Origin of the sequence: Streptomyces sp. NBC_00341, assembly GCF_041435055.1 — a bacterium.
Classification (GTDB): domain Bacteria; phylum Actinomycetota; class Actinomycetes; order Streptomycetales; family Streptomycetaceae; genus Streptomyces.
In genome coordinates this window covers 100,033-118,945 of record NZ_CP108002.1, presented here as the reverse complement: position 1 = coordinate 118,945, position 18,913 = coordinate 100,033, and the positions used below count along the sequence as shown (strand labels likewise).

Here is an 18,913-nt window from a genome sequence, read left to right as displayed (position 1 = left end):
ACGGCCCCGTGCTGGGCCCTGCTCGCCGCCAGGGCCACCAGGCAGGGCCCAGCGCACTCTCGCCACCTGCAGGCCGCAGGAGTGGTGGCCCCGCATCCCAGTCTCCACAAAGGCCAGGACGATGATGCGCCGTCACCCTTCCCGTAGCCAGCCCGGCGGAGCCGGTAGGGCGTCCGCTGCCAGCGGCCGCCCTACCGGCTCCGCCGGGCTGGCTACGGGAAGGGTGACGGCGCATCATCGTCCTGGCCTTTGTGGAGACTGGGATGCGGGGCCACCACTCCTGCGGCCTGCAGGTGGCGAGAGTGCGCTGGGCCCTGCCTGGTGGCCCTGGCGGCGAGCAGGGCCCAGCACGGGGCCGTGGGGTGTACCAGGCCTGGTGTGAGGGCGCGTCACTTCGTGGTCCGGATGAACTCTGGAACCAGTCTCCCCCATCCCTGCCACCCCTCTGCATCAACTGATGCAGCATGTTCCTTTGGCGGAACAGGACCACACTCCCGGGACGCCCCAAAGTCGACGTGCATCAACATGGATCATTGTGTAGCAATTGGCAATCGGCACCACCTGCACCAAAACCAAACCCCACACCCAAATTTCCTCTGACATTCAATCGAGGCGTTTGACATCGAACCCAGTCGTATCAGCTTCTTTGACAGGCAACCGAGTCGTGCGGGTTGACCAATGAGGCGCTGATGTTCGCGGCCGGAGTCGGCGAAGCGGTCACGACCGCCCAGGGGCACCTTGATTTTCGGCACCTCGCACCACGCTTTGTCGGCGGGCGGGCTGGAGGTTGCACCGGGCTTGATTTCAGGCTGAGTCCGGTGCGGGCCGCGGCACGAGAAGTTCCTGCAGCGCGGGCCCAACCCGCTGGACGATTGACTCCGCGTCTTCGCCGGTGAGCAGGGGCACCTGTACCACCCGGCGTCCGACGAGGATGCCGATCAGCATGGACGCGGCCAGAGCCACCCGGACCGCGGTGTCGTGATCGTCACCGGGCACGCGCCGGTGGACGTCCTCCGTCAGGCGCGACTCGATGAATTCCCGGAGTTGCGCGGTCGCCTGCTCGTTCGCGATCGCTCCGCGGAGCATCGCGAGCAGAGCATCCGCATCCTTGGGCTCGCTCTCCCACACACCCAGGTGGGCCCGGGCGACCCGTTCGCCCAGCGAGTGCTCGGGGCCCTCGAATGCGCCGGCGAGGCGGGCAAGGGCGTCGGGCGAGATGGACATCACCGCGGCGAAGAGTTCGTCCTTGGACCGGAAGTACCGCATCACCAGCGCGGCGTCGACGCCGGCGTCCGCAGCGATCTTGCGGATGGTCGTGGCGTTGAAGCCGTCTGCGGCGAAGCGGGCTCGCGCGGCGTCGAGGACCGCCTGCCGGGTGGTGTTCTGCCCCGGCCGGCGTCCGCGTGGTGGCCGGGGCGCCGACGCTGTGGGTTTTTCGGACATGTGATCACTCTAGCGGCCTCCGTCATATATCAACGCTAGTTGATATAATTGGATCGCAGCTCTACGCTCGCCAGCGGCGGATCATCCGACCCGGCCGTCTGAAGTGAGCCGACTACGTGTCGGTGAGAGGAGCCCCGTCGTGAGCGATGACGAGAAGGTCTTCGTGCCGTCGTACCCCTATGAGACCGGGCCTGCCCGGGGCGTGCTGAGTCCCTTCGAGCCCGGCATCCGCACTCTGCCCGCCCGGTTTCAGGTCGCGCCGGAATTCCTGCCGCTGTCGGCCGAGATCGTGTTCGAGAAGGACGTCGCCGTGACCCTGCGCGACGGCGTCACGATCTACACCGACGTCTTCCGCCCGGCGGGCAGCGAGCGGGTACCCGTCATCGTGGCGTGGAGCCCGTACGGCAAGAGCGGGGGCACAGCCCCCACCACTACCTCGCTCTTCGACATGATCGGCGTGGACAACAGCGCCTTGTCCGGTCTGGGCAAGTTCGAGGGACCGGACCCCGCGTTCTGGTGCGCGAACGGGTATGCGATCTGCAATCCCGACCCCCGCGGTATCGCGAACTCCGGTGGTGACAGCTACCTGTGGGACCGGCAGGAGGGCCGTGACTGCCACGACCTCATCGAGTGGCTCGCCGACCAGGAGTGGTGCAACGGCAAGGTCGGCATGAGCGGCACGTCCTACCTCGCGGTGTCGCAGTGGTTCACCGCGGCGGAGCAGCCGCCGCACCTCGCCGCGATCAACCCGTGGGAAGGAATCAGCGACGTCTACCGGGATCTCGTCCTGCGCGGCGGCATGCCCGACCTCGGATTCACGAAGCAACTGCAGCGCAACTTCGCCGGCGCCGGCCGCCGAGAAGACGTCGCCGCCGAAGCCGAGCAGCGCCCTCTCTTCGACGCGGTGTGGGAGGAGAAGGTCCCCCGCTTCGACAGGATCACCGTCCCGGCGTACGTCGTCGCGAGCTACACCAACACCCTGCACACGCAAGGCACCTTCCGGGCCTGGCGGCGCATCGCCTCGCAGGAGAAGTGGCTGCGCATTCACAGCACCCAGGAGTGGCCGGACTACTACGACGAGGCGCACCGTGAGGACCTGTGCCGGTTCTTCGACCACTACCTCAAGGGCGAGGACAACGGGTGGGAGGAGACTCCCCGGGTGCGCTACGCCACGCTCGACCTCCATGGCACCGACCGGGTCGAACAGCCCGCAGACACCTTCCCGCCCGCCGGTGTGGAGAACACGAGGTTCTACCTGGACGCCTCCTCACGCACGCTGCGGAGGGAAGCCCCGGGCTCCGCGGGCAGCGTGCGGTACCCGGCCCAGGCACTCCCGGGCTGTGTCTCCTTCCTCGCCGGGTTCGACGAGGAAACGGAACTCGTCGGTTACCCCAAAGCCCACCTGTGGGTGGAGGCAGAGGGCACGGACGACATGGACCTGTTCGTCCTTGTGCAGAAGCTCGACGCCAACGGGACAGCGCTGCAGCAGTTCACCGTCCCCCACCGGAGCGCCTTCCTGCAGGACGTCACCGATCGGAGCGCCTCGGTGCTGCGCTACAAGGGCTCCAACGGGCGCCTGCGCGTGTCCACCCGCCACCTCGACGGCGACCTCAGCACCGACGAGATCCCCGCGCACACCTTCGACCGGGTCGAGAAGCTCGCAGTCGGCGACGTAGCGGAGATCCAGATCGATCTCTCCCCCGTCGGTCTGGTGCTCCACCCCGGCGAGCAGCTGCGCCTGGTGATCAGCGCACATAACCTGCTCGGCGCGATCATGCCCGGCGTCCCGTTCCACGAGCCGCAGAACACGGGAATCCACCTCGTGCACACCGGCGGGGCCCGCACCTCCTACCTGCAGCTCCCGCTCAAGACCGCATGACAGTCCGCCGTTCCGGTCGCGGCACTGCCGGCCGGACCGGCGGTTTCCCATCCCATCGCGAACGCCCGCGTGCAGCCTCTGCCCTCCGGCGCGCTCTGCGCGACCGGCTTCGCATTTGCGGCCACCGATGACTCAAGGCAAGGAAGACAGAAAACGATGACTCTCACAGGCGTCATGGCCGGGCCGATCGCCGGCCTGAAGTACGAGACCCCCACCCGTCGCGGACTCACCAACGAACGCGGCGAGTTCCACTACGAGGAAGGCGAGCGAGTCGCGTTCCTTCTCGGCGGCACCGCGATCGGCAACGTCCCCGCAGCGCCCCGGCTGCATCTCGCACAGATAGTCGCCCGCGTCGACGGCGACCTCAGCAAGCTGAAGGACCCGGGCGTCACGAACATCGCCCGCCTGGTGTTCTCCCTCGGCCGCAACGGCATCCGCGACAACGGGACCGACATCGCACCCGAGGCCCACGACATCATCGGCGACCGGCCCATCGACTTCCGCCACGACGCCAACTTCGCCGGCGTCCACCAGGCCGACAAGATCCAGGGATTCACCGAGGACCCCGTCGTCACCGGGCTTCTCGCCGACCTCGACCGGGCCGGCGTCTTCACCGACGCGACGCCGCGCCAGTTGTGCACTCCCGCGAACGCGCGGAACGAACTGCGCCGCAACGCGATGGGCATCCTCCGCTTCCGCGACGTCAAGATCCCTCTGCAGAACGGCTCGCACGTCTTCGCCGACGTCTTCCGCCCGGCAGAGCCCGGAAACCACCCGGTCATCGTGAGCTGCGGCCCGTACGGAAAAGCCTTCCACCACCACTCCGTCTGCAGTGACGCCGACCTGGAGCGGCACGAGCAGATGGAAGAGGACTACTTCCTCGGCAACGCGGAGGGCCAGCAGTTCGAGAACCACGAGACCGTCAACACGGCCACGTGGGTACCCGACAGGTACGCGGTCGTCCGCGTCGACATGCCCGGTGCAGGCCGGAGCCCCGGTCAACTGGCCCCGTGGGGACTGGCCGGAGCCGAAGCGTTCCGCGACGCCATCGAGTGGGCCGGCGTCCAGCCCTGGTCGAACGGGGCCGTCGGCTTGTGGGGCATGTCCTATCTCGCCGTCAGTCAGCACGCCGCCGCGAGCCTGCAGCCCGCACACCTCAAGGCGATGATCGCGATTGGCACCGACGTCGACCTGTACGAGGAGGTCGCCTACAACGGCGGCATCTACAACGAGCACTTCTTCCCCAACTGGAAGCAGGCCGGGTTCGTGCCCGCGATCTGCGGCGAACCCGACATCGCCGACTTCACCCGCATCATGAAGGAGAGCCCCTTCAAGGACTCCGACCCCGACCTCATCTACGGGCCGCGCGCGGAGATGTTCATGAGCCCGGACATGAGCGAGGTCACCGTTCCCCTGTGGTCCGTAGCAGCCACCACCCACCTCGCCCACTTCCACCAGCTCGGCAGCAGCGAGGCATACCTCGCCACACCGACCCCGCACAAGAAGCTCGACTTCTGGGAGGACTGGTTCCAGAAGTCCTACGCGGCAGACACCGTCACCCGGCACAAGGCGTTCTTCGACCACTGGCTCAAGGGCATCGACAACGGAATCATGGACACCCCGCCGGTGCGCCTGGAGATCCGCACCGGGAACGGCGCCTCCTACATCCAGGAGGAGAACGAATGGCCGATCGCCAGGACGAACTACACCAAGTGGTACTTCGACGCGGCTGAGTCGGACTGGGCGGCAGACTCCGCGCGCTCGGACTTCAGGCGGCTCTCGTCCTCGGAGCCAACGGCTGAGCGGGAGGCAGCCTACTCGGCCGACGTCGAGCCGGCAGACCCCCGTACCACCGGCATGTCCTTCATCAGCGAGCCCATGGCCGACGACGCGGTCATCGCCGGATACGGCAAAGCCAAACTCTGGGTGTCCTCCACGAGCGAGGACATGGACATCTACATCTCCGTGCGCGTCATCGACGAACAGGACCGAGAAGTCGACTTCCTCGGCATCACCACCATGAACTACCCCGCCCGCATCGCCCCGATGACCAAGGGATGGCTCAAGGCGTCACACCGCACGCTCGACACCGCCCGCACCACCCCATACACGCCCAAGCACACCCACCTCAAAGACGACCACGCACCCCTTCGCGACGGCGAGGTGGTCCCGGTCGAAATCGAACTCATCCCCAACACCGGACTGATCCGGACCGGCCAGCGCCTGCGCATCGACATCCAGCCCTACGACGGAGTCGCCCACGGTGTCCCCCACGAGTACGACGCCGCCTACCACGCAGGCGCAACCAACACCGTGCACACCGGTCCGGACCGCATCAGCTACGTGCAACTCCCGATCGTGCCGCACCGCCCGACACCGTAGTCCTCACGGAGCACCAGGGCCGGCCCCGGCAGCGTCCTGCGCTGCCCGGGCAGCAGCACGTAAGAGACGGCTTTGCGGCCGTACCCCTTGCGAACGCGCTCGCGGTCGCGAAGGTGCTGTGTGGCGGGCGCGCATTGACGTCCAACTCAGTCGCCGCAGACCAGCACGCCGCACACGACTAACTTCACTGTCGAAGGACACCAAATGTCCTTTGTCATCCAATCGAGGCGTTTGACAGCGAACTCAGTCGTTTCGGCCTCTTTGACAGTGAACCTAGTCGTACGGGGTGAGCACGCTGGGTGCGCCGGAGGCGGTACTGCTGGCGCACGTGCGATGGCTCTTGCGCTACCGTCATCCCCGCCGTGGGTAGGTCGAATCCCCTTGGGCGCATCTCCCCAGGTGAGCCGGGTCTCGGCTCCACGACCAAGCCCGTCTCTTTTCGGTGGACCTCGTGCCGTGCCCGTGCGGCCATGCCCGCCGCGTCGTCGTAGACCAGGCGACCCCGGCACGCGCCAGGCGATCGCGCACCCGCGCCCGCTCCGGCGGACCCGCCCCCCTTGTCGTAACGCGCGTCGTGCTCCGTCACCGAATCCATCAGTGGATCGGTGACTGGATCGGTCATGCCGACCGACCCTGGTGATGAGTTTTCGCGTCCGCACCCGTCATACCTACGACGGGACACGACGAGGCGGAAGGGTGACGTGATGAGTGCGGACACGCGGCTGGAAGAGCTGGGCTTGAGCGGGCTGGGCGAGGTCGGCGAGCCGGCGTTCTCTGGGCTGGCGGAGCGGCACCGGCGGGAGCTGCACGTGCACTGCTACCGGATGCTCGGGTCGTTCGAGGACGCCGAGGACACCGTGCAGGAAACGTTCCTCCGTGCCTGGCGGCGGCGGGAGACCTTCGAGGGGCGGTCGACGTTCCGGGCCTGGCTGTACCGGATTGCCACCAACGCCTGCCTGGACCTGCTCGCCAAGCACCGCCCGGAGCCTGCGACCGGTGGCGAAGTGCTGTGGCTGCAGCCCTACCCGGACCGGCTCCTCGATGAGCTGCCCGCGGGCGACGCGGACGAGCCGGAGACCCTCGCCGTCGCGCGGGAGACAATCGAGCTGGCGTACCTGGTCGCCGTCCAGCACCTCGCGCCGCGCCCACGGGCCGTGCTGATCCTGCGGGACGTGCTCGGCTGGCCGGCGAAGGAGGTCGCGGAGCTCCTCGGGGACTCCGTCAACTCCGTGAACAGCGCACTGCAGCGGGCCCGTGCCGGCATGCGGGAGCATCTGCCCGCCGAGCGGCAGGACTGGACCGGCGGCGAACAGGACACCGGGACGCGCGAGTTGGTGCGCCGCTTCACCGAAGCCAGCGTCGCGACCGACGTCGGCAAGATCGCGGCCATACTGCGGGACGACGTCCGGTGCTCGATGCCGCCCACGCCGGGCCTATACATCGGCCGAGACGCGGTGGTGAACGACTGGGTCGAGGACGGCTTCGAGGGCATGACGGGCCTGCGCGCCGTCCCCACCTCCGTGAACCGGCAGCCCGCCGTCGCCTTCTACCTCTGGCAGAAGCAGGAGGGCGCGTACCTGCCGCTGACGATCGATGTCCTGCGGATCACCGGCGGGGTGATCACCGAGATCGTCACGTTCCACGACGACCGGTTCCCGCGGCTGGGGCTGCCGGAGCGCCTGCCGGCGGACGGCACGGAGTAGTCCCGGTGTGGACGCTCGCGCTGCGCGGTGGCGCGCGTGTGCCAGTGGTCGCGGAGGAGTGGTGCGACGCGTTCGGCGTCGTCACCCGCGGGCGGGTTCAGCTGGAGCTGCGCGACGGCGAGCTGGGGCAGGTCCTCGGACGCGGAGCCGGGTTCTGGCTCCGCGGCACCGGCGTCCGCGCCCTGCGCAACCCCGGCCGACGCACGGCGAGGGTGCGCGTCGTCACCCCTAGGCCGTGTCTTCAAAGCTGTTTTAGGTGTTGAGGGATCATGTCGGTTGTGGTGCGTCGTCATGAGCTGTCGGATGCTGAGTGGGCTGTCCTGTCGCGGTTGTTGCCGAGTTCGGGGACGGCGGGGCGGCCGCGGTCGGATGACCGCGTGGTGCTGAACGGGATTGTGTGGAAGTTGCGTACGGGGTCGGCCTGGCGGGATGTGCCGGAACGCTACGGCTCCTGGCAGACGCTCTACACGCGTTTCCGCAGGTGGGCGCTGGATGGCACGTTCTCTCGCATGCTGCGGGCTCTGCAGGCGGAGAAAGATGCGGCCGGGGACATCGACTGGCTGGTGTCGGTCGATTCCACGATCGTGCGGGCCCATCAGCACGCCGCCGGCGGCAAAAAGGGGTCACCGAGGGGGACGAAGCGGGTGATCACGCCCTCGGCAGATCCCGAGGCGGACTGAGCACCAAGCTCCACCTGGTCTGCGACGGACACGGCCGCCCACTCGCCTTCGTTCTGACCGGCGGGAACGTCAACGACTGCACTCGCTTCGAGGAGGTCCTGGACGCCATCTGCGTTCCCCGCATCGGTCCAGGCCGGCCACGCACCCGGCCCGACCACGTCATCGCGGACAAGGGCTACAGCTCCCGTAAGATCCGCGCCTACCTGCGAAAGCGCGGCATCCGCCACACGATTCCCGAACGCATCGACCAGGCCAGCGGCCGCCTACGCCGAGGCTCACGTGGCGGCCGACCACCGCGTTTCAACAGGGAGGTCTACCGACTCCGCAACGTCGTCGAGCGCTGCTTCAACCGGCTCAAACAATGGCGCGGCCTGGCCACCCGCTACGACAAGACCCACGAGTCGTTCCAGGCCACCGTCACCATCGCCTCAATCCTGTTATGGATCTGACCTTTGAAGACACACTCTAGGGCCAGGACCGTCACATGCAAGGCAACACCCCGTACGCCAGTTACCGAATGACGGAGGAACACCATGAACAGCATGGATGACACCGGGGTCGTCGCAGGCGCGGCATCGGGCCGGTCCAGCCACACCCACCGGCTCCGCGGGCTCGCCGGCACCGGCTTCATCGCCACGCTCGCAGCGACGGTGGCCACCACCGTCGCCGCGGCGCTTGCCCAGGCCGTTGGCGTCAACTTCGAGATCCCCGACGGTGGCGAGACGATCCCGTTGTCCGGGTTCGCCGTGGTGACCGGGTTCTTCTCGGTCGTGGGCATCGTCATTGCCGTCGCTTTTCTTCGTTGGAGCCCTCGCCCCGCGTTGCGATTCGTGTGGACGGCAGTGTCGCTGACGGCGATCTCGTTGGTCCCGCCCCTCCTGTCCGGGGCGAACACTGCCACCATCGCCGCCCTCCTCGGGCTCCACCTCGTCCCTGCGGCGGTGATGATCCCCACTCTGGCGCGAAGCCTCCGCACCCGGACCGACTGACTGCGAGTCGACGTCAGGCTCACACCGCGCCAGGACGCGCCCGCAACCGGGCCCTGACACCTACGCCTGCGGGACGCTGCCACGCCGCCGACGGGCAGAGAGCACTGTTTGTGACGTGGGAGGTTGAAAAGAGCTCATTGGCCCCTCCGTTGACATCCAACCTAGTCGCCGCAGGTCAGCGCGCTGCACTCGACTACTGAACTTGATTGGGTGATGTCGGGCTGTTCGCCTGACGGAGCTGAGTCGGGTCGGTACCTGTGGGGTGTGAGATACGTGCAGGGCGGTGGCTTGACCGATGCCAAGAGGGCGGCAAGAGAGCGGATCCGGCTGGAAGCGGTCGGTCGCTTCGAGATCGGTGCAAAGAGCCGGGAGATCGCGGCCGCGCTGCGGGTGAGCGAGCGGTCGGTGGAGCGCTGGCGCCGTCAGTGGCGCGAGCGGGGTGAAGAGGGTGTCCGGTCGAAGGGATCGCCAGGTCGTCCGAGGCTTACGGCAGACCAAATTGCCAAAATGGAGCGGGAGTTGGAGCGTGGTCCGCTTGCTCATGGTTGGGCTGATCAGCGGTGGACGCTGGCGCGGGTGAAGACCTTGATCGGGCGCTTGTTTCACGTCAGCTACACGGTGGAGGGGACATGGCGGCTGCTGAAGCGTCATGGCTGGTCGTGGCAGCAGCCGGCCCGCCGGGCAATCGAACGTGACGACGACGCAGTGGAGTTGTGGAAGAAGGAGGTGTGGCCGCAGGTAAAAGCACGGCGGCGGTCCGCGATGCCTGGATCCTCTTCGAGGACGAGGCCAGCCAGTCGCTGAGGCCGCCACGCGCGAGGTCCTGGGGCCGGGTCGGCCGGACTCCTGTAGTCCGCGTCCGGGGACGGGGTTCAGGGCGGGTTTCGATGGCGGGAATGGTCTGCTTCCGTCCCGGAGACCGCTCCCGGCTGATCTGCAGTTTCCGCGTCCACCGGGGCCGCAAGGGCGAACCCAAGGGATTCACCTGGCAGGACTACCGCGACCTCATCGTGCGGGCGCATAACCAGCTCAAGGGCCCCATCGTCCTGGTCTGGGACAACCTGCGCACCCATCTCATGCCGCAGATGAAGGACTTCATCACCGCGAACGAGGACTGGCTGACCGTCTTCCATTTCCCGTCCTACGCACCTGACCTCAACCCGCAGGAAGGCATCTGGTCCCTGGTGAAACGGACGATCGGCGACCTCGCCGCCGCGAACCTCGACCAGCTCGCCATCGCTGTGAAAAGCAACCTCAAGAAGATCCAGTACCGGCCGCACCTCATCGACGGCTGTCTTGCCGGCGCCAGCCTGGCGCTGGACACCTGATCTGGCCTGGTGTCGACCGTGCCTGGACCTGCGTGGCCGAAAAGCATCTCAGCCAGGGATCTTTGTCAGGCTGAGGTTGGAAGTATTGGGGGCTCTTCACCCTCCCCCGCAGGGGCTTCGGAGTGCTCGGCGATCCAGGCCAGCGTCTCTGGCGAAATCACGCCGTGTTCCTCCTCGTTGTTTCGCTTGGCCAGTCGCCGCAACAACTCATCGTGATCAGCCTGGAAGTGGACGAGTCGCCACTTGGCGCCACACTCCGTAACCAACTGCTTGTAGTCGTCCCTGACCGCGCGGGTGCCCAGACCGTGATCCAGCACTACCGAACGGCTTTCCCGTAGGAGTGCGACGAGCTGTCGCTGAACGCCCTCAATCACGGGAGCCTGAAGCGCGAGGTGTTCGTGCTCGGCGTGGTCTTTGCCGATCCGTCCATGCCGAGCTGTCATTTGGTCATCCACCGACAGACGGACGACACCGCCTCGTGCCAACGCCTTCGCGAAGGTGGTCTTGCCCGAGCCGGGCATGCCCGTAAGTAGCCATACGACAGCCTGAAGATCACTCATCCCGCTGACCCTAACGGTCCCGGCGCGCTGCAACGAAGTGGATTCCGACCGCCGGGCTCACCGTCGAGCAGGGCTTGCGGAGCAAGATGAGCTGCACGCCCGACATCACCCAATCAAGTTCAGTAGCTTCGCTGTCAAAGGACACCAAAACACAAAACAACCCCGAACAGAAAACCGTCCAAGGCTGTTTCAAGAAAGGCAGAATTACACGCTGAATTTCATGACGCCTTTCGCCTTATTTACGGTTGTTGTAGAACCGTCCGGGGCCCCGGCCCTCTGCGCGCAGCACACGGGCGGCGCGCAGAAGGTCCAGAAACCTCGTTCAGGAGTTGCCGCCGTAGCCCATGGGGCCCTCGCCGGGGAACTGCGCGGTTCCCTGGAACGTGCTCCCGTTGTCGAAGAAGGTGATGCTCCCGTCGCCCCCATTGCCCTGCCAGGTGACCGCAGTACCGGTCCCGCTCGGTGAGTCGAAGTCGTCAGCCGTGGCGCCTCCCGCAGCGGTCAGAACGAGCAGAGCGGCCGGGGCGACAGTGAGGACGAATGTGGGCATACGCACGAGAACTCCTAGAATCGACGGGATGGTTCAGGGGACTATTCGAGCAGCCCCGATCTATCCCCAATGTCCGACACGTCGACCCGGAGAGCCTGTTTCCCGACTTACTGAACCCACGCCGCGAACCACCTCGTCGGCAGAGCCCCGGCGGGGCCCGGGACGTCCTCTTCGTCCCGGGCCCCGCTTGCCCGGACAGACGGGCATGCGCGGAGGGCGGGCCCGTCACCCGCACACGGGCGGCAACCAGCCCCGCAGAGAACGTGAGCACCTGACCTCTCCCACGGCTATCGCGTGGAAAGACACCTCATGCGGCTAAGCCGTCAAGCGGAGCCCGGTCCCCGTCGGAAATCAGGTACTCGCTGCGGACACAGCCTGGGAGGCTGTGCGGGTGACTGAGACGACCCCTTACGACGCCGACCGTGCCCGATTCACCCGCCAGGCGCTGGCACGCCTGGTCCTCTGCGACCACGCCGTGGACGTAGCTGATAGCGCGAGGGGACTGGTCGCCACCGAGAACGACCCTGACACTGGTCCCGGGGGTCGGGTCAGCCAAGCGTTCCAGCTCATCGAACTCGCTCAACGCGCATTGGCCTCGGCCGTGATCTACGAACGCGAACGGGGCAGCTCCTGGTCGGAGATCGCCCAGTACTTGGGGATCGACGCCGCGGAAGCGGGCGCTCGTTTCGCAGCAGACCTGGACGGCTGGGACAAAGCCTTCGACGCTCCCTACCGCCTCGACGAAACCGGCCGCAAGCGCATACCGCAGCTGCCGACGGCGGCGTACGACCCCTCATGGGCCTGCGAACAGCTCGACCGCTGGGCCTACCTCCAGCGCCTTGGGATCGATCATGACCAGGCCGTAAGTTCCGGTCTGGTCATGGCCGCCCCGGAGGAGGAGTCCTCGTCAGTCACGCCGTAGCGGCGTCCACTGGAAAGGCGATCACTTCGTCGAAGGGGACACGAGTCTGGAGGCAGTGGTGGAGCTGGCCGAGCATGCGGTTGAACAGGTGCCGCAGGGCTTGTGCATGCCAGTCTCCGTGCTCCCGTCGCTTCCGGTAGTGCGCGTTGGCGCCCTTCGAGTGGGTGAGGGTGGAGAAGGCCCATAGGTAGCCGGCGTGGTTGAGGCGGTTGTTCTTCACGAACCTGCGCCCGACGTATTTGCGTTTGCCCGAGGCCCGGGTGATCGGGGCAGCTCCCGCGTATGCCTTGAGTCCACCAGCGGTGGCGAAGCGGGTGCGGTCGTCGCCGATCTCGGCCAGGAGGCGGGCACCGACTCCAGGGCCGATACCGGGGAAGCTGAGCATGACCGGGGCGTCGGGGTGGGTTCGGAAGGTCCGTTCGACCGCCTTGGCAAGCTCGTCGACTGCCTTGCAGACGGCGTTCAGCTGGACCAGCAGAGCCTTGGCCTGGATACCCATGGCCTCCTCCACCACCGGTAGCTGGCGGGCGGACGGCTGCCGGAACAGCGTCTGAATCCGTTCGGTGTCCTCGTTGATCCCAACGTTGGCGGCCCGCGTTGTGCATCGTCACCTTGAGCTTCCAGAGTGCCACCTCAGCGGCCTCGGTCGGGGTCGGTGCCGCGGCAAGGATCTTCCGCGCGTCCGGCCGGGTCAGTCCGCCCGCCTTGTGCCGCCATGCCTCAAGAGCTGCCCGGTAGTACTCACGCAGGAGAGAGCGGAGCTGGTTGGCGATCTGCTGCCGGTTCCAGACCGCGTCCTGGTGGGCGCGGGCGAGGACGGCGATGGCCTGGGCCAGGTCGCTGTCGGCGGGCAGGGGCAGCCGCGTCCACCGCAGCCGTGGCAGGCGCCGAGGCCGTCGCACTCGTAGCAGAGCACGTAGCCGGGCGTGAGGGTCTCGGGCGTCCGGACCGGCTCCGGCCACTGGAACTCCTCCGGCTCGTGCAAGGCTAGGGCGGGGGTCTGCCCGCTGTAGAGCACGGCCGAGTTGTAGTCGCCTGTGCGGACTTCGATGCGGGTGCCGTCGGGGCGGCGGGCAGTGAGGGCGTACGTGCGTTTCGTGCCGTCGATCTCCTCCTGAGGCCCCGCGATGTCCCAGTCGGCCAAGCTGAGCAGGCCGGCCGCCCGGGAGGCGACGTCGGCAGCGCCGACCCCTCCGGGGCGTTCCCCACGGAACACGGCCGAGTAGCTGTAGCGCAGGGGCTCGCGCCAGTCGGCGACGTTCGGCTCGTCGAGGAAGAGGAGGCCGAGGTCGGCGCCGGGGGTCAGGTCGTCGATCAGCTCGACGAGCTGCGCACGCAGGGCACGCCCGAGCCGGTCCAACTCCTCACGCACACCAGGAATTTCTCCCACTGGTGCCCCCTCTCTCTCGCTTGATTGCGGGCGTCCTATGCGGGTGAGAACGGTGAGAACACAGGCCGAGGCCCGTACCCAGCTACTACGGCGCTTCACGGAGACGCTCCGTGCGCTGCCCCCCGGAACTGTCGCTGGCGCTACGGCATCCGGACCTACCCCACGCGGGCCTGCACCGCGGGGTTGTCCTGTCCGATGACCTGAACCATCCCGATGACGGCTGGGCGACCTTCGACGTCCGGTACTGGGTGTTGGGAACCGCGCCGGACACCCGAGACCGGTATTTCGACCTGGTGACGGGGGTGTGGCGCGAGTGGGGCTGGGCGACGAGGCACGGAGGGGCTGCCGGTACGCGCACGGGTTGGGCGGACACCCCCGACGGCTACGGCCTCGCCCTCACGCGGAGTGTGAACGGCCACCTGAGCATGGCCGGCTCGACACCGCTGTTCCTGCGGGACTCGGTGGTGGGGGAGCCGATGCCGACGCGGATCGCTTGGCGGGACGGGGAGGCGGTGTCCTCCTTGTAGTCAGACTCGCAGAGTGAGTGAGCCTTCGCCAACTTGAATTCGCAAGTCAAATGGCTGGTGTGACGGCCTTCCGGGGTGCTCACGCTGGTCGTGGGCGGGAGCCTACGGAGAAGATCATCCGTCAGCGGTCGACTTCGAGGTTCGTCAGGGGTGTCAGCAGGACTCGGCGATACGGATGACCGCCTCGGTGAGGGTCTCCGGCGCGCAGCCGAAGTTGAGCCGGGCGAAGCCGGGAAAGCCGTAACGGTGACCGGAGTTCAGGGCGACCTTGGCCGCGCCGAGGATGTGGGCGGCGGGGTCGTCGCCCCAGCCGAGGGCCCGGAAGTCGATCCACGCCAGGAAACTGGCCTGCGGCGGCGTGTAGCGCGCCGCGGGGAGATGCTTGTCCAGGAGCTCGGCGAGCAGGGTCCGGTTGTGGTCGAGGACTTCCAGGACCTCGGCGAGCCAGGCGTCCGCGTCGTTGAGGGCGGCGACGGTGGCGATCACCCCCAGGTGCCCGGTGCGGTAAAGGCAGTGGGGCGACATACGCTCGACGTACCGCTTCGGCGCCGGGTCGGCGGTGATGATGGTGGCGGCCTTGAGACCGGCCAGGTTCCAGCCCTTGCTGGCGGACAGGAACGAGAAGCCCCAGCGCCGCGCCTCCTGCGACACCGACAGGAACGGGACGAACTCCGCTCCGGCCTGCACGAGCGGGGCGTGGATCTCGTCGGCGAGGACGAAGACGCCGTATTTCTCGGCCAGTTCGGCGAGCGCGACCAGGTCGTCGCGCGGGTGCACGAGGCCGAGCGGATTGTGCGGGCTGCACAGCAGGTAGGCCCTGGCCCCGTCGGCGAAGGCTCGCTCCAGGGCGGCCAGATCCAGGCGCGGGCCCCGCGCGATGCTGTCGGCCGAGGGTGCCTCGCTCAGCGGCGCCTCGACGACAAGGGCGCCCACCTCCTGGACCCACCAGAAGAACGGCTCGTAGACCGGCGGACTGATGACCACCTTGTCCCCGGGGGCGACGATGCGGCGCAACGTCTCGACGATCCCGATTCCGACGTCGGCGACGGTGTGCACATGGTCGGGGTCGATGTCCCAGTCCCAGGTGCGCAGGGCGTAGCCGGCGACCGCCTTGGCGAGATCGGTGGTGGGTGCCGCGTAGCCGGTGTCGGAGCGGCGGATCGCCTGGTGCAGGGCGGCGGCGACCGGCTCGGCGAGCGGGAAATCCATCTCGGCGACGGGCAGGGGCAGCACATCGTGCGGGAAGGTCTGCCATTTCGCGCTGAGGCGGTGACGGAGTTCAGTGAGCGGGGGGACCCGGAAGGCGCTGCTCATGAATGGGGCTCCTGGAGATCATGACGACGGGAAGGCAGAGGGGGCGTGCGTCTCGGCGGCCGGGGCCGGCGACGCGTGGGCCGGCGGGACCGGCACATCGCCATGGTCGACGCCGAGCGATATGTCGCGCTTCCGATAAACTGCCAACCAATGACAGAAATCCGCCACGAGCCCACAGCGCCGACTGGCGCACAGTGGCTGGTGCCCGGAGCGGCCATTGACGCCCACCGCCACGACGACCACCAGATCGTCTACGCGGGCCGGGGCGTGCCGGCCGTGACGACCAGCACCGGGACGTGGATCGCGCCGGGCACCCGCGCCATCTGGGTGCCAGCTGGCGCCGTGCACGCCCACAAGGTGTCATCGGCATCGCCACCCGCCATGAGCACGGCGAAGAGGTGCTGGACCACATTGTCGAGGTCGGCCCGGCCGAGGTGAACCTGGACCGGATCCGCAAGCTGATCCGACAGAGGATCACCCCGGCACCGCGCGGTGTGCGGGTGGGATGGTCCTGTGGTGATGGCGGGCGGGTGGCGTTCATCGACATCCCGGCGCAGGCTGTCGACACGCTCTTCGTCGTGCCGGCACCGGTGGGCAAGCCCGGTTCGCCGCGCACCGACACGGTCGCCGTGCCGATGCGGGACGGCGACAGCACGCACTGGCTGCCGCGGACTGGGATCCAGCAGCTGCTCTCCGCCGGTGTCCGGGCCTCGGGCATGCCGACCGCCCAGGCTCTCACCGAGCTCCTGGGGCAGGCCGTGTCGAAAGCCGGGCCGGACGACGGACTGCGGGTCGGGCAGGGCCTGCCGGACCGGGAGCGGGAAATGCGGGCGGTCTACGGGCAGTTGGCCGGAGAAGGGCTGGGGCTGCCTGCCGGCGAGGCCTGGGCGCAGGGCACGGCCGCTTGTCAGGATCTGCACCACGAACGGGACGGTGAGCCGGGCTGGGTGCTGTGCCTGGTGGCCGGGCGCCCTGCGGTCGCCGTCGCTGCGCCCGTCTGGCAGGCGACTGTCGAAGTCGGCCGGCATGCGCCGGGCCCAGATCCGCTCGCGGGCATCGGCCTTCCCCGCCCGCCCGAGGGCACGGACGCGCCGTGGGTGATCGCGGCCGGCTCCCGGAGTGTGAACGTCGACGGCGGTTCGTGGGGCGCGGACCGGCTGACGTGTTCGGGGCGTGGTGTGTGGAGGTGGCAGCCGCTCCCCCGCTTCAGCATCAACCAGGGCCGGTCGGCCGAGAACAGGACTGCCGGGCAGACGACGGCGCTGCGCCTGCGCGCCGTGGTGAACCTGCCCTGGGCCGAGGCGAGCCGGCTGGAGATCAGCAAACCCCGGCGCACTCTGCTTGAGCAGCAGCTTCCGTACAGCGCGGTGGCCGGGGCGGTGACGATGCTGTCCAGGCGTCGGGGCGCCGAGCTGTCCGCCGCTCGCCGGGAACGGGGCCCCTTCGGCAACTCGGCCCGTACCGCCGCCTACTCGTGCACGATCGCGGGACCGGACGGCGGCCCGGCCCTGAAGGCGTCCGTCATGCTCGCCCTGCCGGCCACGATGGAGTCCACCGTGGTCGCCTGCTCGGACGTTCTGGTCGAGAACCCGCAGGCCTTGGCGGCGGCCCTCGGCTCCGGCCGGGACACGCGGCTGGGCTTCGACGAGGTCCAGGCCGTGCTGCTGAGCACGTGGAAGACGGCTGCCGAGTTGCTGCCCGCCCTCGTCGGTGACCCGGCCGGGCTGTCGTGGGCCGCCCCGCCCACCACCGGACTGCGGATGACGTGCGAACAGCTGGCCGGCAACGGCGTCCTGCCGGCCCTGGACTCGCTCGTCGACCCGGCCTCGCTCGGCACGAACGACGACGGGACCAGGTCACACATGGCCGACACCATCACCGCCGCGCCCGCCATGGACCGGGCGGAGCGCCGGAGCCTGCTGCGGGAGGCGCTGGTGCACATGGCCCGCGAGTTCGGGCGCGTCGACGCGGAGGTGGACCTGCTGCAACTCGGCGGCCGGACAACGACCTGATCGTCGGCGAGCAGAACGCGCAGCAGGCGCTGGTCGGGACTCACCGCGTGCGCGGCGTCCAGGGCGAGGGCAGCGTCCAGTCGCTCGTCCGTCGATGGCTTGGTCAGGGTCACCTGCGTCCAGTCACGGGGCAGGCCGCGGCGGGCCGGGGTCAGACGTCTGGCGGGCGGGTGCGGAACTACCACCACCTGGGCGAGGGCGACGCCTGCCGGGATGTCCCGGTCAGCGGTCTGTCCGGTCCGGCGCCCACACGTCGTCCGGGGTGCGCAGCCTCAAGGTGCGCAGATGGTCGCGTAGCGCGGTCAGTACGGGGTGCTGGTCTCCGGTGCGGGACAGCAGCACGTGTGTGTACACCGGGGTCGGTTCGCGCAATGGGATGCGCCGCAGATCGTGGGTCTGGGGCCACACGTACCGGTCCCCGCTGCCGACGAGGGTGGCCAGCGCGTCCGAGTCGGCCAGTGCGTCCATCAGGGCCTCGTCCCCGAAGTTGGGGCCGAGCGCGTCGATACTCAGGCCGAAGGCCTCGGACAGCGCCTGATAAAACGCCGCCCACTCCGTGCCGGGCCTGATCCCGGGGATCCAGATGCGGTGGCCGGCCAGGTCCGCGGGCCTGACCCAGGGTACGTCCGCCAACGGGTGGCTGGGTCCGACCAGGAGCTCCAGGGGCGCGTCCAGGAGTCGTTCGGCCCTGATCCCGGCCGGGACCTGGCCTGCCGGCAGGGCACGGAAGGACGCGTCGACAGTCCCGTCGAGCACCGCGCGGGCGGCCTGGGCGGCGTTCTCCTTGCTCAGTGTGACGGCGTCGAGGTTCATCTCGGGTTGGGAGCGGTAGAACCGGTAGACGGCCTGGGCAGGAGCGATGCGCCGGTTGAGGACGTCGACGCGCAAGGGACGGCTGCCGGGGCGCACGGCTTGCTCGGCCTGCTCGACGGTGGTCAGTACCTTCTTGGCGTGCGGCAGGAAGACCTGCCCGTCCAGGCTCATCCGGGAGCCGCGGGAGGTGCGCACCAGGAGCGTGACCCCAAGGTGCTTCTCCAGGGTCGCGATCCGCTTGGAGACCGCCTGCTGGCTGATCCCGAGCTCGTCCGCCGCCGCCTGGAACTGGCCGGTCTCAGCGACGGTCACGAACGTCCGCATCGCTTCAACATCCACACTCCCACCCTACTTTCACAATGGTTGGTTGTTGCCGGTCGGGTGTGTGGTTGTTTGATCGTGGGTTCTTCAGGGTGGTGGG

The 18,913-nt window shown here is 68.3% G+C and carries 15 protein-coding genes and 2 pseudogenes; 11 read left to right on the top strand and 6 right to left on the bottom strand.

Translation table 11 applies throughout. The annotated features are described in order from the left end of the window. Positions 1–804 precede the first annotated feature (804 nt). Positions 805–1,443 (bottom strand): TetR family transcriptional regulator, encoded by a 639-nt coding sequence (locus OG892_RS00540; protein ID WP_371628193.1) that lies wholly within the window; start codon positions 1,441–1,443, stop codon positions 805–807. 139 nt (positions 1,444–1,582) lie between these two features. Between OG892_RS00540 and OG892_RS00535 the strand changes: the two genes are divergently transcribed. The 7 genes from OG892_RS00535 to OG892_RS00505 all read left to right on the top strand — a co-directional run bounded on the left by OG892_RS00535 (position 1,583) and on the right by OG892_RS00505 (position 10,404). After that, positions 1,583–3,322, top strand: coding sequence for a CocE/NonD family hydrolase (locus OG892_RS00535; RefSeq protein ID WP_371628192.1), 1,740 nt, complete (start codon positions 1,583–1,585; stop codon positions 3,320–3,322). Positions 3,323–3,478: 156 nt separating this feature from the next. Beyond that, positions 3,479–5,704 (top strand): CocE/NonD family hydrolase, encoded by a 2,226-nt coding sequence (locus OG892_RS00530; protein WP_371628191.1) that lies wholly within the window; start codon positions 3,479–3,481, stop codon positions 5,702–5,704. A gap of 704 nt (positions 5,705–6,408) precedes the next feature. After that, entirely contained in the window at positions 6,409–7,407 is a 999-nt protein-coding gene (locus OG892_RS00525; protein WP_371628190.1) for an RNA polymerase subunit sigma-70, read from the top strand. Positions 7,408–7,676: 269 nt separating this feature from the next. Beyond that, a protein-coding gene (locus tag OG892_RS00520) for an IS5 family transposase (RefSeq protein WP_371628189.1) occupies positions 7,677–8,536 on the top strand; the annotation gives its coding sequence in 2 pieces (ribosomal slippage) (positions 7,677–8,037 and positions 8,037–8,536; 861 coding nt in all). Positions 8,537–8,620: 84 nt separating this feature from the next. Further along, positions 8,621–9,076 (top strand): DUF6069 family protein, encoded by a 456-nt coding sequence (locus OG892_RS00515; RefSeq protein WP_371628188.1) that lies wholly within the window; start codon positions 8,621–8,623, stop codon positions 9,074–9,076. 264 nt (positions 9,077–9,340) lie between these two features. After that, entirely contained in the window at positions 9,341–9,880 is a 540-nt protein-coding gene (locus OG892_RS00510) for a winged helix-turn-helix domain-containing protein (protein ID WP_371628187.1), read from the top strand. Then, positions 9,847–10,404 (top strand): transposase, encoded by a 558-nt coding sequence (locus OG892_RS00505; protein WP_371631550.1) that lies wholly within the window; start codon positions 9,847–9,849, stop codon positions 10,402–10,404. Before OG892_RS00510 ends, OG892_RS00505 begins: the two co-directional genes overlap by 34 nt. Before the next feature lie 65 nt (positions 10,405–10,469). Here OG892_RS00505 and OG892_RS00500 read toward each other — a convergent pair whose 3' ends face one another. Both OG892_RS00500 and OG892_RS00495 read right to left on the bottom strand, forming a co-directional pair. Then, entirely contained in the window at positions 10,470–10,964 is a 495-nt protein-coding gene (locus OG892_RS00500; protein ID WP_371628186.1) for an AAA family ATPase, read from the bottom strand. Between the two features lie 322 nt (positions 10,965–11,286). Further along, positions 11,287–11,514: a hypothetical protein gene (locus tag OG892_RS00495; RefSeq protein ID WP_371631549.1), complete on the bottom strand. Its 228-nt coding sequence runs from the start codon at positions 11,512–11,514 to the stop codon at positions 11,287–11,289. A 391-nt stretch (positions 11,515–11,905) separates the two neighbouring features. Between OG892_RS00495 and OG892_RS00490 the strand changes: the two genes are divergently transcribed. Next, positions 11,906–12,436 (top strand): hypothetical protein, encoded by a 531-nt coding sequence (locus tag OG892_RS00490; RefSeq protein WP_371628185.1) that lies wholly within the window; start codon positions 11,906–11,908, stop codon positions 12,434–12,436. Here OG892_RS00490 and OG892_RS00485 read toward each other — a convergent pair. Then, a pseudogene (locus OG892_RS00485) lies at positions 12,426–13,293 on the bottom strand (transposase); the annotation flags it as partial. The gene OG892_RS00490 and the pseudogene OG892_RS00485 sit on opposite strands and share 11 nt — an antisense overlap. A gap of 643 nt (positions 13,294–13,936) precedes the next feature. On the opposite strand from OG892_RS00485, the gene OG892_RS00480 reads away from it, so the two are divergent. After that, positions 13,937–14,353 (top strand): hypothetical protein, encoded by a 417-nt coding sequence (locus OG892_RS00480; RefSeq protein ID WP_371628184.1) that lies wholly within the window; start codon positions 13,937–13,939, stop codon positions 14,351–14,353. A gap of 153 nt (positions 14,354–14,506) precedes the next feature. Here the strand turns inward: OG892_RS00480 and OG892_RS00475 are convergent, their stop codons facing one another. Next, positions 14,507–15,667: a MalY/PatB family protein gene (locus OG892_RS00475; RefSeq protein WP_371628183.1), complete on the bottom strand. Its 1,161-nt coding sequence runs from the start codon at positions 15,665–15,667 to the stop codon at positions 14,507–14,509. A gap of 150 nt (positions 15,668–15,817) precedes the next feature. Here OG892_RS00475 and OG892_RS00470 point away from each other — a divergent pair. Then, positions 15,818–16,024 (top strand): annotated as a pseudogene (locus OG892_RS00470) (AraC family transcriptional regulator); the annotation flags it as partial. Next, a complete protein-coding gene (locus OG892_RS00465; protein ID WP_371628182.1) occupies positions 15,964–17,679 on the top strand; it encodes a hypothetical protein in 1,716 nt (571 codons plus the stop codon). The pseudogene OG892_RS00470 and the gene OG892_RS00465, both read left to right, overlap by 61 nt. A 222-nt stretch (positions 17,680–17,901) precedes the next feature. Here OG892_RS00465 and OG892_RS00460 read toward each other — a convergent pair whose 3' ends face one another. Next, positions 17,902–18,831: a LysR family transcriptional regulator gene (locus OG892_RS00460; RefSeq protein ID WP_371628181.1), complete on the bottom strand. Its 930-nt coding sequence runs from the start codon at positions 18,829–18,831 to the stop codon at positions 17,902–17,904. Between the last annotated feature and the right edge of the window lie 82 nt (positions 18,832–18,913).